Raw genomic sequence first — 17,942 nt, forward strand, 5'->3', positions numbered from 1 at the left:
AAAGCTAATGTGTAATCACGCTGTGTGCGCTTAGGTCTTTGATTACTTGAAGTTGTCATAAAGAAGTCCTCTTTATGTCAACGTATTTTAGGACGGGACCGTGCATAAAAAAAAGCCCCGCTTGGAAGCGGGGCTTTTTATACTGATACTTTACGCTGTTCAGAGCGCAAGGCGCTTAACGCTTCAGTCTTTGGCTTATGCAAAGTTGCTGCTTGCGAATTCCCAGTTAACCAGCGCCCAGAAATTTTCTAGGTACTTAGGACGCGCATTGCGGTAGTCGATGTAGTAAGCGTGTTCCCAAAGGTCAACAGTAAGCACTGGCGTAAGGTCGTCGCCAGAAATAGGCGTTTGCGCGTTGCTTGTGTTAACGATATCTAGGCTGCCGTCTGCAGTTTTAACTAACCACGTCCAGCTTGAACCGAAGTTGTTAACTGCTTTATCGTTAAATGCTGCTTGGAAGTCTGCAAATGAGCCCCATTTCGCGTTGATAGCTTCTGCTAGCGCGCCTGTTGGCTCACCGCCGCCATTCGGGCTTAGACAGTGCCAGTAGAACGTGTGGTTCCATACCTGCGCAGCGTTATTGAAAACACCGCCGTCAGAAGATTTGATGATTTCTTCTAGGCTTTTGTTTTCCATGTCAGTACCTTCAACTAGGCCGTTAAGCTTAGTTACATAAGTAGCGTGGTGCTTGCCATAGTGGTACTCAAGCGTTTCAGCAGAAATATGCGGTTCTAGTGCATTTTGTTCGTATGGTAATGCTGGTAATTCAAAAGCCATGACGGTCTCCATGTTGGTTTAGTATTGTAGTCTAAAGCCCACTTATCTTCGCCTGTTCAATAAGTGCATATTAATTCTATGTTCAATATACTGCTTTAGACGCTAAAGCATATCCCAAATGTGGGGATAAAGTCCTATAACTCAATGACAAAAATGTGAATTTTTTTTCAAAAGTTAAAATGTGACACTAATTTGTATTGCAATGTATGGGTAGATAACGATTCAGAGGTTGAAAAGATCAATTCAGCTATGGGTAATTAAACATAAAATTATGATACCCTTTCCCTTGATAAATCATTCATGCATTCCCATCTAACTGGGAATACACTTTTGTGCTCAGAGGAATCAAATGGATAATACTGAAAATCAATCAACGCTAGATAGAATCAAGCAGCAAATCGAAGAAAACCCAATTTTGTTGTATATGAAGGGTTCTCCTAAACTACCTAGCTGTGGCTTTTCTTCACAAGCATCGCAAGCGTTGATGTCATGTGGCGAACCATTTGCTTATGTAGATATTCTTCAAAACCCAGACATCCGCGCAGAACTACCAAAATATGCAAACTGGCCGACATTCCCGCAACTATGGGTTGAAGGTGAGCTTGTAGGCGGTTGCGATATCATTATTGAAATGTTCCAACAAAACGAGCTTCAACCGCTTATTAAAGAAACGGCTGCAAAGTACAAAGAAGCAGAGTAAATCTTGTTTCCATGTACAAATCTTTAGGTTTGTGAAAAACGATTTAAAAGCCGGCTTATAGTCGGCTTTTTTTATTAAAACCCGCCAAAAATCCCGCACTTTTATTCCCGTAAAAATAATATAGACAGGTCAGAAATTAAAATCCTCTACGGAGTGAAAAAATATTTTTATTTTGTCGAAAAAGGTTTGTTTTTTAATATCTTGCGTTCTATAAAAAACACCATCTGACCGCAAATGAGTCAGTGTTGAAGGTAAAAAATAACAACTACTCTGAGCATTTTTTTAATGTGTTTAAAACGCTGAAGGTGTCTTAGAGAAACTCCGGGAAACCACCATGAATACAACCTTGTCTTTATTGACCAAAAACGTGCGTGGCGTATTAGCCGCATCAGCTGCGTTTTCAGTAATGGCCGCTGCACCTGTTTATGCGCAAGAAGCTGAAGAGAGTGCTAAGGCCGAAGATTTTGAACAAATTGCGGTAGTTGGTTCACGTGCAGCGCCTCGCTCGGTCGCTGACTCAGCGGTGCCAATTGATATTATTTCTGACGAAGAGTTTAAGCAGCAGGGTGCCACTGATATGGTATCTATGATGCAGACTGTTGTTCCGTCTTTTAACGTAAACGACCAGCCGATCAACGATGCTTCAACGCTTGTTCGTCCTGCTAACCTTCGCGGTATGGCATCAGACCACACGCTTGTGCTTGTAAATGGTAAACGTCGTCACCGTTCTGCGGTTATCACTTTCCTTGGTGGTGGTCTTTCTGACGGTGCACAAGGTCCTGATATTTCTGTTATCCCAGCAGCGGCATTAAAGCAGGTGGAAGTACTTCGTGATGGTGCAGCAGCACAATACGGTTCTGATGCGATTGCGGGTGTAATTAACTTCGTACTTAACGATGCATCAGAAGGCGGTTCGTTTGAAGCCCGTTACGGCTCTTTCTACGAAGGCGACGGCGACATGATTCAGATGTCGGGTAACGTAGGTCTTCCTCTATCTGACAAAGGCTTTATTAACCTTTCAGCTGAATACCGTACTGCAGACGACACATCTCGAAGTGTACAGCGTGCAGACGCTGCTGCATTGATAGCGGCTGGGAACACTTTTGTAGCAGATCCTGCGCAAATTTGGGGGTCACCTGAAATCAAACACGACATTAAGCTTTTCGCTAATGCAGGTATTGAGCTTTCTGCTACCTCAGAAGCTTACATGTTTGGTAACTACGCCGAGCGTGAAGTTGAAGGTGGTTTCTACTTCCGTAATCCACACAATCGTGGTGGTGTGAACGATGGTGGTACAAATGACGATGGCGAGCAACTACTGCTTGTTGGTGATTTAACCGGCGATATGTCAGGTAACTGTCCAACCGACATCGTAGTTGGTGATAACGTACTAGAGAACCCGCGTTATATTAACGAAGTTCAGAACAATCCTGACTGTTGGGCGTTCAACGAAATGCTGCCAGGTGGTTTCACACCTCGTTTCGGTGGTACGGTTACAGATATGTCACTTGTCTTTGGTACGAAAGGCGAACTTGACCACGATATCACGTATGACGTGAGCTTGAACCTTGGCCAAAACGAAGTTGACTTTGCTATTAGCAACACCATCAACCCGTCTTTAGGTCCAGAAACACCTACAGAATTTAGCCCAGGTCGCTATACGCAGTCTGAGCAAACCCTTGATATTGATTTCACTAAGCCGTTCGATGTTGGTTTATATGAACCACTATTCGTGGCAACTGGTTTCCAATATCGCAACGAAAGTTATGAGAGCTTTGCAGGTGATACTGCCTCTTATGAAATAGGTCCGCTGGCGACACAAGGCTTTGGCATTGGCTCAAATGGTTTCCCTGGCTTGGCGGCCAATAGCCAAGGTCGTGTGTCCCGCAACAACATCGCACTGTACATTGACGCAGAAGCGTATATCACTGAAAACTTCATGTTAGCCGGTGCGCTACGTTATGAAGACTTCTCTGATTTCGGTGACACAACGAAAGGTAAGATTGCTTTCCGTTGGCAAGCACTTGAGAACATTGCTTTCCGTGGTGCGTTCTCAACAGGCTTTAAAGCACCTACCCTTGGTCAAAGCAACGTGCGTAACGTAACTACCGCGTTTGGTACAGGTGGTGAACTTATTGACCGTGCAACACTGCCTCCGACAGATCCAGTGTCTCAACTTAAAGGTGGTGAGCAGTTAACGCCTGAAGAGTCAGAAAGTATCACGTTTGGTGTGGTAGCCGATTTCGATAATGGTCTATTCATTACCGCAGACTACTACAACATCGAACTGACTGACCGTATCAGTACTGCCTCTGGTATTGCGCTGACTGAAGAAGACATTGCCACGCTGCTTGAGCAAGGTATCAACGATGCGTCTAGCTTCTCTGAAATCAGCTTCTTTACTAATGACTTCGACACCACCACTGAAGGTGTAGACGTAGTAGCGAACTATTCGATGGATATGATGGGCGGTGAAACTAAGTTCTCACTTGCATATAACTGGACGTCTACAGAAGTTGACCGCGCGTCGGACAATATCTCTGATTTTCGTATTCGCATGCTAGAAGATAACCTTCCAGCGGTACGTTACAGTGCAACAGCTAACCACACTAATGGCGACTGGCGCTTCCTTGCGAGAATGAACTACTACGGTAGCATCTTCGAAGATCACCTAGACTCTGCATTGCCGATTGACAAAGTAGGTTCTGAAATTACGTTCGACTTTGAAGTGGCATATAACTTCACTGAAGATTTCACAGTAACTGTTGGTGCTAAGAACGCGTTTGATGAATACCCTGACGAAAACAATACTGATGCAGGTGGTATCACCTACGCACAGATTGCCGGTTCAGCGTATCCGACAACATCTCCAATTGGTATTAACGGTGGCTTCTACTACCTAAGAGGTGTTTACACTTTTTAATAGGTAAGCAATTACCTATAAACCAAACTTTCACTTAATGTTTCAAAGTTAAGGGGGCATTAGCCCCCTTTTATTTTATTAGGTGAAAAAGAACGAAAAAGCAGGCATTATTGATGCCAATGTAAGCAATTCGAAACACGCAACTTTTATTATTATGACAAGAAAGTCGACAGTAGCTGAAACCTTTTTAAAATACCGCTCGAAATTAATGCGTGCGGTAGGTTCTATTGTTGGCGCCGACGACATTGAAGATATTGTGCAAGAAGCTTTTATTAAAAGCTACGAGGCAGAGTTAAAACAAGAAATACAGTATGAGCGTACCTATATGCTCAAAACCGCGCGTAATCTAGCGCTAAACCATGTTGCAAAAGCTGAAAACAAAAATAAGCAGCAGCTCGATGACATGGATATTTTGCCTTATGAGCTTGTAGGGCACAGTTTAGAAAAAAATGTAGAAAGCAAAGAGCGTTTTATTCATTTTTGCCGAGCGACAGATACATTGTCTGCTGATGTAAAACGCGTATTTTTGCTGAAAAAAGTATATGGCATGCGACAAAAAGAGATTGCAGAGCTTGTGGGGCTAAGCGAAAGCACCGTTGAGAAGCATGTCGCCAAAGGTTTAATGATGTGCTCTAGGTACTTAGCCGAGCTGTCAAAGGACAGTGCATCCCCCCGTGCCACTGCTAACGCGACTCAGGACATAAGCCGTAGTTAACATGAATAATATTCGCCAGTTTTCAAGCAAAGAAGATATCCAAGAGCAAGCATGCTTATGGATAAGCCGTCTCGATCGCGGCTTAAAAAGTGACGAAAAAACAGAGTTAGACGCCTGGTTGTCGGAAAGTAATGCGCATCGTCAAGCTTTGCTAGACGCCGCTAGCTTGTGGGACGACATGTCGGTATTAAATGAATTGAGCGGTTTATTTCCGCAGCCAACCTCTCGTCAGTCGTCGAAAAAGGGCAACATGTCTAAAACTGCCGTTTGGGGCATAGCGGCCACATTCTTAGTGATGGCAATCGCTGTTGGTGTTGTTGTTCAGCGCACGTGGCTAAATAGCACCCCTGAATTCGCAGCGGTAACACAAAAGGTACAAACCGGTGTTGGCGAACAGAAAAACGTGACGTTAGCCGATGGCTCTAAACTTCATCTAAATACAAACTCTGTCGTTACCGTAGACTTCTCATCAACGGCACGCAATATCGTATTATTGAAAGGGGAGGCACATTTTGAAGTGGCTCACGACACGTCTCGCCCGTTCTCTGTGACTGCAGGCAACAACACCGTTACCGCTGTTGGAACTGCTTTTAATATGCAATATGTGGATGATAATGCGTTTGAGTTAGTGGTTACCGACGGAAAGGTATTGGTGAAAGATCGCTTTAAGGCTTCATCCTCAAATGAATCGCTCTTCACTAAACGTCCTGTTGCTGAAGAAGGGCTTCTCATGTTCGCAGGTGAAAAAGCCACAGTGCAAGGTAAAGTTGAAGCCCGTGAAAGCATGTCTCAAAATGACATTGACGACGATTTAGCGTGGCAACAAGGTATGATTGTATTTAAAGGTGAGCCGCTGGAGGCCGTATTAGCTGAGATTGGGCGCTATACACCCGTTCGCTTTAATATTTCGGACGAAAGCCTGCGCAAGCGTCGTGTAGCGGGTTACTTTAAAGTAGGCGACATAGATGGATTGTTGTCTGCACTTAAGAGCAGCTTTAACATCAATTACGAGAAAGTCACAGAAACAAGTATTGAGCTTAAGTTAGCGAAAAGTTAAATATTTCTGAAAGATAGGTGCTTTCTACTATTCGTAGTTGGCATCAATTTCTTTAATGTGACAATATAATTAAAATAATAAGCACATCGATTTTATATCTTGCAATACGGCAATTTTGAGATAAGCAGGCAAACAAAAAAGGCAATAGAAAAGCTGCATGCCCTTGCGTGTTCGGCCCAATGCCTTTTGCAAAAAAGAATGTGCAAATTCTCCCGTATTTTGTCCCTCTCGGCACTACACATAGCGTCCGGCTTTTTTCTTTTCATAGCACCAGCGCCAACGCTTCATGCACAAACAGACAGCCCTTCGCAATCACCCGACCAAACCGAACCAAAATTGGGTGCTTACAGCTTTTCAATACCCGCACAAAATGCTAATGAAGCGCTAACCGAACTAGCTAAACAGGCAAATACCACATTGCTTTTTCCTTTTGATTTAGCGAAAAAAGTGAAAACAAACGCATTGGAAGGTACGTTCACACTGAATGAAGCGCTGGCACAGCTTCTTGAAGGAACAGAATTGGCGGTAGTGACTGATGAAAGCGGTGCGGTAAGTATTCGTTCTCGTTCATCGTTAGTGGCGAAGGAAACACAGACACAAGATACCGAAAAGAAAACAGACGAGGGAGGCAATGGACTTGAAAAAATTGCGGTCGTCGGTACTCGTAACTCGCCTCGAAGTGCTGTTGACTCACCAGTTCCTTTGGATGTGATTGGTTCTGAAACCCTTAACTCACAGGGAAATTCAGACGTGCTTTCTATGTTAAGCGTGATGGTTCCTTCGTTAAACGTAAACGATCAGCCCATCAATGATGCCAGTAGCCTGGTAAGGCCGGCGAACCTTAGAGGCATGTCCTCGGATCACACGCTTTTGCTGCTTAACGGAAAGCGACGCCATCGCTCTGCGGTAATCACGTTTTTAGGCGGAGGTTTATCTGACGGTGCACAAGGGCCTGATATATCGGTTATTCCTGCCTATGCGTTAAAGCAAGTCGAAGTATTGCGAGATGGTGCAGCAGCCCAGTATGGCTCAGACGCCATTGCAGGCGTGATTAACTTCGTACTTAAGGATGCTCGTGAAGGAGGGCATGTTGCGCTGAAAGTGGGCGGATACAGTGAAGGTGACGGCGAACTGTTTCAAGTGCAGTTGAATAAGGGCTTTGCTATTGGAGAAGACGGCTTTTTAAATGCAACGGCAGAGTATCGTCAGCAAAATGGCACGTCGCGCTCTGTACAGCGGATTGATGCGCAGAACTTGATTGACCAAGGGAATGTGTTCATCGCGTCACCGTCCCAAGTATGGGGAGCGCTTGATGTTAACGAAGATATTAAACTTGCGCTAAATGCAGGCGCAGACATTTCGTCTAAATCACAATTTTACAGCTTTGCCACTGCAGCAAGAAGAGAAATAAACGGTGGTTTTTACTTTCGAAATCCGCAAACCCGAGAAGGGGTGTTCAGCCGTACCGACCCAAATACAGGGGAAAGTCGTCTGATTGTAGCCGATCTCGATGGATTGGAAAGTGGAATTGCTTGCCCTTCTATAACCTTGTCCAGCAATAGTGTATTGCTGGACCCCACGTATCAACTTATTGCAGATAACACAACGGCGCTTGGTGCCAACTGTTTTGCTTTCAACGAGTGGTTCCCTGGCGGTTTCACACCAAAATTTGGGGGTACGATAACGGACGCTTCTGTTGCGATGGGCGTTAAACATGAGTTACCTAATGGCTGGGCGATGGATGCCAGTGCGACATTGGGCTACAGTGACATTGAGTACACCATCTCCAATACGGTTAATCCATCGTTAGGGCCACAAACGCCAACGTCGTTTTCGCCCGGTGGTGTGTCGCAAGTAGAGCGAACGCTTAACTTAGATTTTAACAAACTCATTCAAACTATTTTCGACGATCCGGTTAGCATTGCCGTGGGCTTAGAATGGCGCAAAGAAACCTATTTTCAAAAGTCCGGCGATGAAGCGTCATATATTGCAGGCCCTTTCGCTCTAGAGCCGCCACTTGGGTTGAACCAAGGCTTTTCCATCGGTTCCAACGGTTTTCCGGGGTATCAGCCTCAAAGTGCTGGGCACTGGAGCAGAAGCAATTGGGCTGTGTACGCCGATTTGGAATTTTATGTTACCGAAGCATGGCAGTTTGGCGTGGCCACTCGTGTAGAGCATTTCAGTGATTTCGGCTCGACATTCGATGGGAAATTGAGTACTCGCTATAAATTAAATGATATTTTTGCATTACGCGGATCTGTAAACACCGGTTTTAAGGCGCCTACAGTAGGGCAGAGTAATGTTATCAACGTAACAACCGCCTACGGTGTTAACGGTTTGGAAGACCAAGCAACGCTGCCTCCAACTGATCTTATCTCACTGCAACTAGGCGCAACTCCACTGACGCCTGAAGAATCGGTGAACTTTAGCCTCGGGCTTGTTATGCAGGCAAGCGAGAACTTTTTTGCGACGCTCGACTATTTCAATATTCGCCTTTCTGATCGCATTAGTACGACATCTGCAATCCCGCTAACCGACGACGACATTAGTGCGCTTATTGCCCAAGGGCGTCCAGATGCGGCAAAATATAATGCTGCAAAGTATTTTACTAATGACTTTGACACAAAAACTCAGGGTGTTGATTTAGTTGTTAACTACAATTTTGCGCTAGCTGATTGGTCAAATTCTTTACTTCTTGCCTTCAACTGGACAGACACACAAGTAGAGCGTGTTACGCTTTATCCTGCGCAAGTGGGGGACGAAATACGGCTTCTACCTAATCTAACACAGGCAAGAATTCGTATGCTGGAAGATAACTTGCCTGCTCATCGAGGCAGTATCACGCTCGAGCAATCGAAAGGAAATTGGGCATTTACTTGGCGACTTAACTATTACGGTGAGTTTTATGAAGACCATCTTGATGCGTCCGCAGGCATGGACATATACGGCAATGCGTTAACCACATTCGATGCCCAAGTTGCATGGAAAGTACTGCCTCAAACACAAGTTACCCTCGGCGCCCAAAATCTGTTTGATTCGCTGCCTAATGAAAATCCTTTTCAAGGTGAAGTTGGCGCACTCTACCCACCTACATCGCCTAGCGGTATCAATGGGGCTTTCTATTATGCAGGCATTGAGTACACCTTTAACTAGGGCATGCTTCAGTAAAGCTACGTAGTTAAATGGCACGCTGCACTCAATGAGAGTAAGGAAATGAGCCTAGCTCTGAGTTTGAAAGGACAACAACCTATCGTTTTAGGTGACGATGTGAATGTTACTTAGGTAATTAAATTAGGATATGACTTAGGCCACTTAAAGAAATAATCGTGATAATAAATATGGTGTTTTAAGTCTAGCCAAGGATGCTAAGAGCGATGACGTTGCGTGTTAAGAATACGCGGGTTGGCTAATTGCCTAGCCAACGTCTTTGAATAGGGACTCATCGACGATAGTTTGGTCAATGATCTGTTGAGCCATGTTGATGCACTTACCGCATTGTGAGCCAAGCTCTAAATGTTGACGTAACTCTCGCATATTTCCCACACCGTTTTCTTCAACCGCTGCGCGAATGCTTTTATCAGTTACCCCATAGCACATGCAAACAAACATTAAACGTACTCCAAATGAATCTGTAAATGATAATAATTGTTATTCTTTGCTTTAGCAAGTGGATAATGACAAATTTAATACAAGGTAATTGAAGAAAGACTGAACAGTGTGGGGTGATGTTAAGCGGTTATTGGTATGATCAGTAAAAAAACTCGTTGTTTAATATTGTTATTTCCATATTCGTACCTATTTTCTTTGAAGGAAATTTCTTATCAAAGTGGTTACGCAACGTAATCACTTCTATTATTACAATCCAAATATAAATGGAGAGACTCATGAGTGTATTAGTTGGCCGTCCAGCACCTGACTTTACTGCAGCAGCGGTACTTGGTAGTGGTGAAATTGTTGACACTTTCACATTAAGTGAAGCAATCAAGGGCAAGAAAGCTGTTGTATTCTTCTACCCACTAGATTTTACGTTTGTTTGCCCGTCAGAGCTTATCGCCTTTGACAAGCGTTTCGACGAGTTCAAAAAGCGTGGTGTTGAAGTGATCGGTGTTTCAATCGACTCTCAGTTCTCACACAATGCGTGGAGAAACACTCCGGTAAATCAAGGTGGTATTGGTCCGGTTAAGTACACCCTTGTTGCTGACGTTAAGCACGACATCTGCCAGGCATACGATGTTGAGCACCCAGAAGATGGCGTTGCGTTCCGTGGTTCATTCCTAATCGACGAAGAAGGTATGGTACGTCATCAGGTAATCAATGACCTTCCACTTGGCCGTAACGTTGATGAAATGCTACGCATGGTCGATGCACTAGCATTCCACCAAGAGCATGGTGAAGTTTGCCCAGCGGGTTGGACTGAAGGTAAAGCTGGTATGGATGCGTCGCCTGAGGGTGTTGCTAAGTACCTATCTGAAGAAGCAGACAAGCTATAAGCTAAACTGTTTAAAGATTATAAAAAAACAGCGCCTTTTGGCGCTGTTTTTGTTTATACCAGTTTGAATAAAACTACTCTTTATTTTCTACAGGCCATCCGCCTAGCGCTTTATAGCGATTTACCATATAGCAAAATAGCTCGGTGGTCTTTTGGGCGTCATACAGCGCACTGTGCGCTTCACTTTGGTCAAATGCGATCCCCGCTGCACGGCATGCTTTTACCAAAACCGTTTGGCCTAAGGCCAATCCAGCAAGGCTGGTGGTGTCAAATGAAACAAACGGATGGAACGGCGTGCGTTTTATATTGCAGCGTTCTATCGCGGCATTGACGAAACTCTGATCGAACGTTGCATTGTGAGCAACAATAACTGAACGTTGGCAGTCTGCATTTTTTTGCGCCTTGCGGATGCCTTTACATAAGTCCTTCATGGCTTCGCTTTCTTCAATAGCCCCTCGCAATGCACAATTAGGATCGATGCCATTAAATTCTAAGGCTGCTGGCTCTAGGTTAGCGCCCTCAAAGGGGTCAATGTGATAATGAAAAGTTTGATCAGGATGAAGTATACCGTTTTCATCCATTTTCACCGTTACCGCGGCTAATTCTAACAGGGCGTCAGTGCCTGCATTAAATCCGGCTGTTTCAACGTCGATAACAACGGGAAAGTAACCTCGAAAGCGCTGGGAGAGAAGGGGCGGGTTGGCAGACATAAACACTCTTGTAAGACTCGATTGCGTTAATTGGTTGGTGACTAAAATGCGTACCAACCTGCGAAGCATATTGCGTAAAAGAATTATCGCAAGGATACTCTCGAGTTGCCAGTTGCAATTTATAAACTGTTAAATCAGGGGGCTAGCAAAAGTACAAAACGCGAATGGCATTAAACGCTAAACTTTTCTACAATTTGGACGATAATCAAATTAAGCGTGAAAAAATCATTAGGCACATTTCTTCTTTTTGTGTGAGCTAATTTGATTCATTATGTTCGGTAATTTGTGCACGTAGTGTTGTCTTTTACCTGTGTTAGTCTGATTTTCGTTATGGTGTCGAAATGGTGTCGAAATTAAAATACATCGCTTTATTGGGGATGCTGGGGTCATTGTCTTCCCACGCTGCCATGCGGCAATATTCTGCAACCATAGAAAGCTCCAACTGGCGAATAGACAAAGACACCCGACTTCAGTGTACCTTGAACCACGAACTACCCGGTTATGGCGAAGCCATGTTCACGAGCTCAGCGTCGAAGCAGCTTAATATGGAATTTGAACTGGACATGTATTTGCTGCCAAGCAAATTTGATATGGCTGCTGTTTATTCTGTACCACCTAAATGGATGCCCGGCGTTGCGCCTAAAACCATTGCCGACATGTCTATTCGTAAACAGTACAATGGCGACCTTCCGCAGGATGCGGCTTGGACTATGTTGTCTGAATTAGAAAAAGGCTTTTGGCCCACAATCTATTACCAAGATTGGTATAACAAATACGACCAAGTAAGTGTGGCATTAAACGCTAGCAACTTCTCTGGTGTGTATCGTGAATTTGTGAAGTGTGTATCGAACTTATTGCCCTTCGGCTTTGATGACATTGCCTACACGGTATTGTCGTATCAAAACAACAGTACAGAGCTAACCAAATATTCGCAGAAGCGCTTAACCATGATAGGTGAATACTTAAAAGAAGACAGCGAACTTGAGCTTGTGCTTCTTGATGGTTACACCGATAGCTACGGCGGTCGCTATAATAATGAACAGTTGTCTATTCGACGTGCTAACGAAGTAAAAAGCTATTTGACTACGCTAGGTGTACCTGAAGATCGAATTCAGTTGACAGGCCACGGTGAGAAACGCCATATTGCGCCAAACGATACACGAGAAAGCCGCGCCCAAAACAGACGCGTGGTGGTGCGACTTTCAAAATCCTAGGCGCTAATTGTCGCGCCTACACTCGCTTTAAAATGCGTTAGTTTAATTTTTCTCGCCACCTTAATACCGGTACTAAATGATCGGTGAAAACACCGTCAGCACCTACCACCTTGTCTAAAACTTCCAAGACTTGCTCTGAACTCATACCTGCTGGTAGTGCATCATGTCGGTAGGTGTAGGGGTGGATTGTCAGGTTATTTTCGTGGGCGTAGGCAATCCATGCCGCGGCTTCTACTTTTCCTTGAGTCATCGCTTCATTATCGAGTAAATGGCCTAACCAAGGGCCTATGCCATCGGCATACAACGCAACCTGCTGCATGCCTTCCTGAGTGCGCAGCCAGTTATAATCTGTGTCGCTTTCGCCCCAGTCGTTTTCGCCAATCAGCATCACAACTTTGCCTTTATAGCCCAGGGTTTCACGAACGCGCTTAACTTCGTTAAAATCGAAGCATTGCAGGTAGCTATTACCGCTCTCTCCACCAAACCCGTAAGCATTCAAAGCATCTACAACGATTTTACTGGCATCAACGCCTTCTTTAATGTGAAAGGCTGGGGACTTTACTTCAGGATAAACCCCGACAGACGTTCCAAATTGGCGATTTAGCTCGCTGATTAGCTCAAAGTGTTCATTTAACGTGGCAACCTTAAAATTAGCATGTGTGCCGCGGTACCTATTTGTAAAAACTTGCTTCCCGTCACTGTTAGCGCGCTCGTGTACCCGCAGTTGTCGCAGTTCTTCAAGAGTAAAATCACGCGCGTAATAGCGTCCGTCATCGCGGTGGCGTGCAGGAAACACATCTTCTACATTGGTGACCGTTTCTAAGTGGATGTCGTGTAGCACAACGGGTATGTCGTCTTTGGTGATAACAACATCTTGCTCAATAAAATCGGGGCCCAGAGAAAAGGCGAGGGTAGCTGCTTCAAGGGTATGCTCAGGTAAATAGCCCGACGCGCCGCGATGGGCTATCACGGTAAAGTGCGTTTCAACATTTTCTTTTGTGTCAGCGTGTATTTGTGCATTCTCGTTATTTGCAGCCATGGCCGAAAACGTACTGCCAGCAGCAACTGTACCGGTAAAAGCGACAACCAACGCTGGCAGAATAGCGGCCAGTTTTGCTTTTGGCTGACTGCGCAAGCCTATATTGTGCGCTGCTCGAGATTTCCGACATATCGCTGTTCTAGCTTGGCTTTTGTTTTTATCATTTTGCGAAAATAATAAGCGGTTACGTAGCATGTCGTGTCACTCCATGTGGTTTTTCATCGGTTTTTTCCAGTGCCGCACGTTTTCAAGTTGATAGTTTGGCGACTTAAGCGTTCAAATCGCTTTGACTACGCTGGCTGTATCTTCAGTTCTTGTTTTTGAACCATTTCATAGCGAAATGGATTTATTTTGTATGAGTTCTATTGCATACCCATCGGGGTCGCGAACAAAAGCAATAACTGTGGAGCCGCCTTTTACTGGCCCCGGTTTACGATATACATCAGCGCCGTTTGTTTCTAAGTTTTCACAAAACTGATAGATATCATCGACCTCAATCGCAATATGACCATATGCGTTACCCTTATCGTAGGTGTTGTCGCCCCAGTTGTAGGTAAGTTCTAAGACGGTACTCTCGGTTTCATCGCCATATCCCACGAAAGCTAGCGTGTATTCATACTCTTTGTTTTCAGACTGGCGAAGAAGGCGCATGCCCATGAGTGAGGTATAAAAGTGAAGAGAGGCCTCTAAGTTTTCAACTCGAAGCATGGTGTGAAGCATTCGCATAAGAGATTCCTATTTTGAGCCATCGGAATTACTCGATGGCACACTGCACTGTGATTGCGTGTTGGCCGTTACTTTTTGTACACATAAATACGATGAGTACTTTATTTGAGTAAACGCAAACGACACGCTTTTATGTTAATTAGGAAATGTTAACGCTTTAAGACAATATTACAATTCTAGTTAAACGTACTATACCTGCGGTAACACGCCGCGATTACGAACATTTTAAGTCTCGCTGAGTGGGTAATTATCTATGCGGACTGCTATTAATAGCCCCATAGGCCGATATTATCAATTTTAAGACGGCGAGGTTGGCTCAATAGGTAAACCACCATGTTGCCTAAGTCTTCATTTTGAATCAGGCCATCGTCCACTTTCTCTGTTTCTGCTTTCTGCGACTGTATCAGTGCAGGGTTTAGTGAATGGGCGTGAATACCGTAGGGGCGAACCTCTTCTTGCAACGCTTTTCCAAGCCCCACCATCGCAAATTTTGATGCACAGTAAACGCCTGCATTGGCATAGCCGTTCAATGCCGCCTGAGAAGCAATGTTGATAATGTAGCCTTCCTTGTTGTTAATCATGTGAGGCACGACCTCTTTGCACATGAGAAAAGTCCCTTTTACGTTAGTATCCATTACTTCGTCCCACGCTTTCTCTGAGGTTTCCCAAATAAGGGTCTCCTTACCAAAGCCACTGTTATTAATTAGGACGTGTAGCTCGCCAAATGTATCTTTGACCTTTCTAACAAAACTGGCAACATCAGCGCTTTTCGATACATCACAAACTTGGCCAATGACATTACCAGGGAATAGGGCGTCGAACCGCTCTACAGTCTGCTTAACCGCAGTTTCAGTGCGCCCACAAATGGCCACGTTCATTCCTGCTTCTAGTAGAAATTGAGCGAGAGTTTTACCTAGCCCTTTTCCGCCTCCAGTAACAATGGCTGTTTTACCTTCTAACGCATACGTGTCTGTCATAATTTAAACCTATAGCAAAAAAGCAAGGTTAACCTAGCTTTCAAGTGCCTTGAACAAACATACGTATTCAGCTTCGCCAAAAAAATTTGTAAAAAAGTTGTGTTTTGGTCAAAAAATAAACTAAAAACTAGTGGACATTGCTCGCGATTACCTGTACCTTTCGCATCGCTCTAGATATGTTATTTGCTTTACCTAATACTGCGCTGTACCTCTTTTTTAAATCCTTCAAATTGAAGTTTTATATAGATATACAACTGCTTTACTAGCTTGGAGATGTCTATAGCTATTCGGTGGTTTTCCACCATTACATCAATTTTTTTAAAAGGTTTTTATTATGTCTAATTCTGTAAACGGTACAGTTAAGTGGTTCAACGAAGAAAAAGGTTTTGGTTTCATCACTCCTGAAGCTGGCGGCAAAGACGTATTCGTACACTTCCGTTCAATTGCTTCTGACGGTTTCAAAACGTTGAAAGAAGGCCAAGAAGTTAGCTTCGAAGTTGAACAAGGCCAAAAAGGTCCTCAAGCTGCTAACGTAGTAGTTCGATAAGACCTCTATGCTTATCTAAGGTCATTTCTCTTTTCTGAAGTGACCTCAAAAAAATGGGCTCTTTCTGAAACGCTATGTTCACGCTAGAGCCTAATTATCGTTTTTCGATTTCTTTACCCAACCTGCGAGGAATTCAAAACAAACAACATTAATAAAGAAGTATTTACTATGCAATTTCAAGATTCTATCTCTACCTTTAATAGCGCCATTTCAGGTGCGTTAATCTCAAATATCTCCATAAATAAAACAACCGTTGCTTTTAAACATGCGAATACGTATCGGCATGTAGAGCTGCCATCAAGGCAAGAGGCGAAGCGATTTGTTGCCCAGCTTATTCAAGCGCAATAAAACGTAAGCATTTCGGACTAGCAGAGGCGAGGGTAAGCAGAGTACTGGTAAGCGATGGCCAGCACGAGATGCACTGACCAATGTTTGATGATTACTAACGTGAAACTACTGTTTAGCTTTTAAGTCAACGTCCGAATCGGCTAACAAGTATATACTTGCTGCGTAGGCTGCAATGTTTTGCGCAAGCTCATCGGGGTCAATTTTATCTAAGGTATCATCTGGCGTATGGTGAAGATCAAAGTAATCTCTACCGTTTTGATTTAACCTAATCGTTGGTACGCCTTTCGCTGCTAGCGGAATGATGTCAGGGCCGCCGCCAGCAATGTCTGAACCGCCACGCACTATACCTAGCGGTGATAAAATCTTCGCGATTTCATCGACTAGTACAGTCGCTTGGGGATTCACATTTGACACTAGTTGCCAGATAGTTTGCGCACCAAAGTCAGACTCTGTGGCCAGAACGTGATTTTCAAGGTTCTTTTCGTGTTGTTTAGCGTAAGCAAAGGCACCTAATAAGCCCACTTCCTCAGCGCCAAACATGACCACACGAATGGTGCGTTTTGGGCGCTCTGGTAAAGAAGCAATTAACGCAGCCGCTGCCGTGGTAATAGCAACGCCTGCGCCGTCATCAACTGCACCCGTTCCTAAATCCCAGCTGTCTAGGTGGCCGCCAATAAGGATAATTTCTTCGGGCTTCTCACTGCCCACTAAATCCAGTATTACGTTGCCGCTGTTTACTTCGCCTTTCCATTTCGATTCAGAGTGAAGCGACAATGACAGCGGTTTACCTAAGTTATGTAAACGTCGTAAATGGTCTGCGTCAGGGTTTGAGATAGCGACTACGGGGATATCTGCCCAATTATCGCCGTCTGAGCTCATCATGCCTGAGTGAGGAAAACGATGAGAGTCTGAACCTACTGAGCGCACGACCAGCGCTTCAGCGCCGCCGCGTTGAGCATGTTGCCAACCAATTCGGCGACGTTGGTTCGCTTGACCATAGCCTGCACCTGTTTGGCTTTTTACCATGGCGTCGCCGTCTACAAATGCAATTTTGCCTTTAAGGGCACCATCTTTAACTGCGGTTAGCGCGTGAATATCTCTGAAATAAACGATGTCTGCATTGATCTCGCTTTCAGAAGGCGCTGCGCCGCCAAGGGCTGTGCCGTAAAGCGGCTGGGCATAAGGCGCCGTGAGTGAAATGTGTAGGTGGCCTCTATCCCAAAATGGCATAGTGAATTCTTCTATGCTGACTTTATCAAAACCTAGACGCTCTCCTACCACCACGCCCCAATCTCTAGCTCGCTTTTCTGCTTCAGAGCCGCCCAGGCGAGGGCCAATCTCAGTGGTTAGTGATTCAACAATGCTATAGCCTAAATCACTTTTCAGGGCTTTTTGAATTAATGCTTCCGCATTTTTCTTTTGCTCGTCAGTAATGGGGGAAGTTTCTGCAAAAACACCAAAACTGCATGCACTTACTAATGCACCAAACGCTAGCCCTCTAGCGATAGTATTCAATCGAGACATGTGTTCTCCATGGATTTATTTTTATATTTCTTTTTTTATTTGCGCGAGCAAAACTCTAACCCATCCATCATAGCCAATTTGGTAGTCCCTTTCGAGGCAAACCACAAGCGTAAGTCGTGTGTTAGTCGCAAAATTTCTTTTAAGAGAAAATAAATGGAGAATAAAAAAGGAGCCTAAGGCTCCTCTCTGAAAGTTT

At 44.4% G+C, this 17,942-nt stretch carries 16 protein-coding genes; 9 read left to right on the forward strand and 7 right to left on the reverse strand.

Going from position 1 to position 17,942, the window contains the following annotated elements; translation table 11 throughout:
- Positions 1–195: 195 nt before the first annotated feature.
- The gene (gene sodB, locus MHN02_RS08595; protein ID WP_014948764.1) at positions 196–777 is read right to left on the reverse strand and encodes a superoxide dismutase [Fe]; all 582 of its coding nucleotides are present in this window, start codon (positions 775–777) and stop codon (positions 196–198) included.
- 349 nt (positions 778–1,126) lie between these two features.
- On the opposite strand from sodB, the gene MHN02_RS08600 reads away from it, so the two are divergent.
- The 5 genes from MHN02_RS08600 to MHN02_RS08620 all read left to right on the forward strand — a co-directional run bounded on the left by MHN02_RS08600 (position 1,127) and on the right by MHN02_RS08620 (position 9,325).
- Positions 1,127–1,477 (forward strand): Grx4 family monothiol glutaredoxin, encoded by a 351-nt coding sequence (locus tag MHN02_RS08600; RefSeq protein ID WP_014948765.1) that lies wholly within the window; start codon positions 1,127–1,129, stop codon positions 1,475–1,477.
- A gap of 334 nt (positions 1,478–1,811) precedes the next feature.
- Positions 1,812–4,400, forward strand: a complete 2,589-nt coding sequence (locus MHN02_RS08605) for a TonB-dependent receptor (protein WP_014975983.1) — start codon at positions 1,812–1,814, stop codon at positions 4,398–4,400.
- A gap of 82 nt (positions 4,401–4,482) precedes the next feature.
- Positions 4,483–5,115 (forward strand): RNA polymerase sigma factor, encoded by a 633-nt coding sequence (locus MHN02_RS08610; RefSeq protein WP_239245561.1) that lies wholly within the window; start codon positions 4,483–4,485, stop codon positions 5,113–5,115.
- A 1-nt stretch (position 5,116) separates the two neighbouring features.
- Positions 5,117–6,172 carry a FecR domain-containing protein gene (locus tag MHN02_RS08615; RefSeq protein ID WP_239245564.1) on the forward strand — a complete coding sequence of 352 codons (1,056 nt, stop codon included), beginning with the start codon at positions 5,117–5,119 and terminating at the stop codon, positions 6,170–6,172.
- A gap of 219 nt (positions 6,173–6,391) precedes the next feature.
- Positions 6,392–9,325 (forward strand): TonB-dependent receptor, encoded by a 2,934-nt coding sequence (locus MHN02_RS08620; RefSeq protein WP_239245687.1) that lies wholly within the window; start codon positions 6,392–6,394, stop codon positions 9,323–9,325.
- 261 nt (positions 9,326–9,586) lie between these two features.
- On the opposite strand, the gene MHN02_RS08625 is transcribed toward MHN02_RS08620, so the two are convergent.
- Positions 9,587–9,781 (reverse strand): bacterioferritin-associated ferredoxin, encoded by a 195-nt coding sequence (locus tag MHN02_RS08625; RefSeq protein WP_014948769.1) that lies wholly within the window; start codon positions 9,779–9,781, stop codon positions 9,587–9,589.
- Positions 9,782–10,056: 275 nt separating this feature from the next.
- Between MHN02_RS08625 and MHN02_RS08630 the strand changes: the two genes are divergently transcribed.
- Positions 10,057–10,662, forward strand: coding sequence for a peroxiredoxin C (locus tag MHN02_RS08630; protein WP_014948770.1), 606 nt, complete (start codon positions 10,057–10,059; stop codon positions 10,660–10,662).
- A gap of 73 nt (positions 10,663–10,735) precedes the next feature.
- Here the strand turns inward: MHN02_RS08630 and rnt are convergent, their stop codons facing one another.
- Complete coding sequence (rnt, locus tag MHN02_RS08635) at positions 10,736–11,371, reverse strand: ribonuclease T (protein WP_014948771.1); 636 nt, start codon at positions 11,369–11,371, stop codon at positions 10,736–10,738.
- A 341-nt stretch (positions 11,372–11,712) separates the two neighbouring features.
- On the opposite strand from rnt, the gene MHN02_RS08640 reads away from it, so the two are divergent.
- Complete coding sequence (locus MHN02_RS08640) at positions 11,713–12,585, forward strand: OmpA family protein (protein WP_014975986.1); 873 nt, start codon at positions 11,713–11,715, stop codon at positions 12,583–12,585.
- 37 nt (positions 12,586–12,622) lie between these two features.
- On the opposite strand, the gene glpQ is transcribed toward MHN02_RS08640, so the two are convergent.
- The 3 genes from glpQ to MHN02_RS08655 all read right to left on the reverse strand — a co-directional run bounded on the left by glpQ (position 12,623) and on the right by MHN02_RS08655 (position 15,327).
- Positions 12,623–13,819: a glycerophosphodiester phosphodiesterase gene (gene glpQ / locus MHN02_RS08645; RefSeq protein ID WP_239245567.1), complete on the reverse strand. Its 1,197-nt coding sequence runs from the start codon at positions 13,817–13,819 to the stop codon at positions 12,623–12,625.
- A 135-nt stretch (positions 13,820–13,954) separates the two neighbouring features.
- Positions 13,955–14,350 carry a lactoylglutathione lyase gene (gloA, locus tag MHN02_RS08650; protein ID WP_014948774.1) on the reverse strand — a complete coding sequence of 132 codons (396 nt, stop codon included), beginning with the start codon at positions 14,348–14,350 and terminating at the stop codon, positions 13,955–13,957.
- A 266-nt stretch (positions 14,351–14,616) separates the two neighbouring features.
- Positions 14,617–15,327: an SDR family oxidoreductase gene (locus tag MHN02_RS08655; protein WP_239245570.1), complete on the reverse strand. Its 711-nt coding sequence runs from the start codon at positions 15,325–15,327 to the stop codon at positions 14,617–14,619.
- Positions 15,328–15,661: 334 nt separating this feature from the next.
- Between MHN02_RS08655 and MHN02_RS08660 the strand changes: the two genes are divergently transcribed.
- Positions 15,662–15,874: a cold-shock protein gene (locus MHN02_RS08660; protein ID WP_014948776.1), complete on the forward strand. Its 213-nt coding sequence runs from the start codon at positions 15,662–15,664 to the stop codon at positions 15,872–15,874.
- Between the two features lie 168 nt (positions 15,875–16,042).
- Positions 16,043–16,222, forward strand: coding sequence for a hypothetical protein (locus MHN02_RS08665; protein WP_014948777.1), 180 nt, complete (start codon positions 16,043–16,045; stop codon positions 16,220–16,222).
- A gap of 105 nt (positions 16,223–16,327) precedes the next feature.
- Here MHN02_RS08665 and MHN02_RS08670 read toward each other — a convergent pair whose 3' ends face one another.
- Positions 16,328–17,746: a M20/M25/M40 family metallo-hydrolase gene (locus MHN02_RS08670; RefSeq protein WP_239245573.1), complete on the reverse strand. Its 1,419-nt coding sequence runs from the start codon at positions 17,744–17,746 to the stop codon at positions 16,328–16,330.
- Positions 17,747–17,942 lie beyond the last annotated feature (196 nt).

The sequence above is a fragment of the Alteromonas sp. CNT1-28 genome (assembly GCF_022348345.1).
Taxonomy (GTDB): Bacteria; Pseudomonadota; Gammaproteobacteria; order Enterobacterales; family Alteromonadaceae; genus Alteromonas; species Alteromonas macleodii.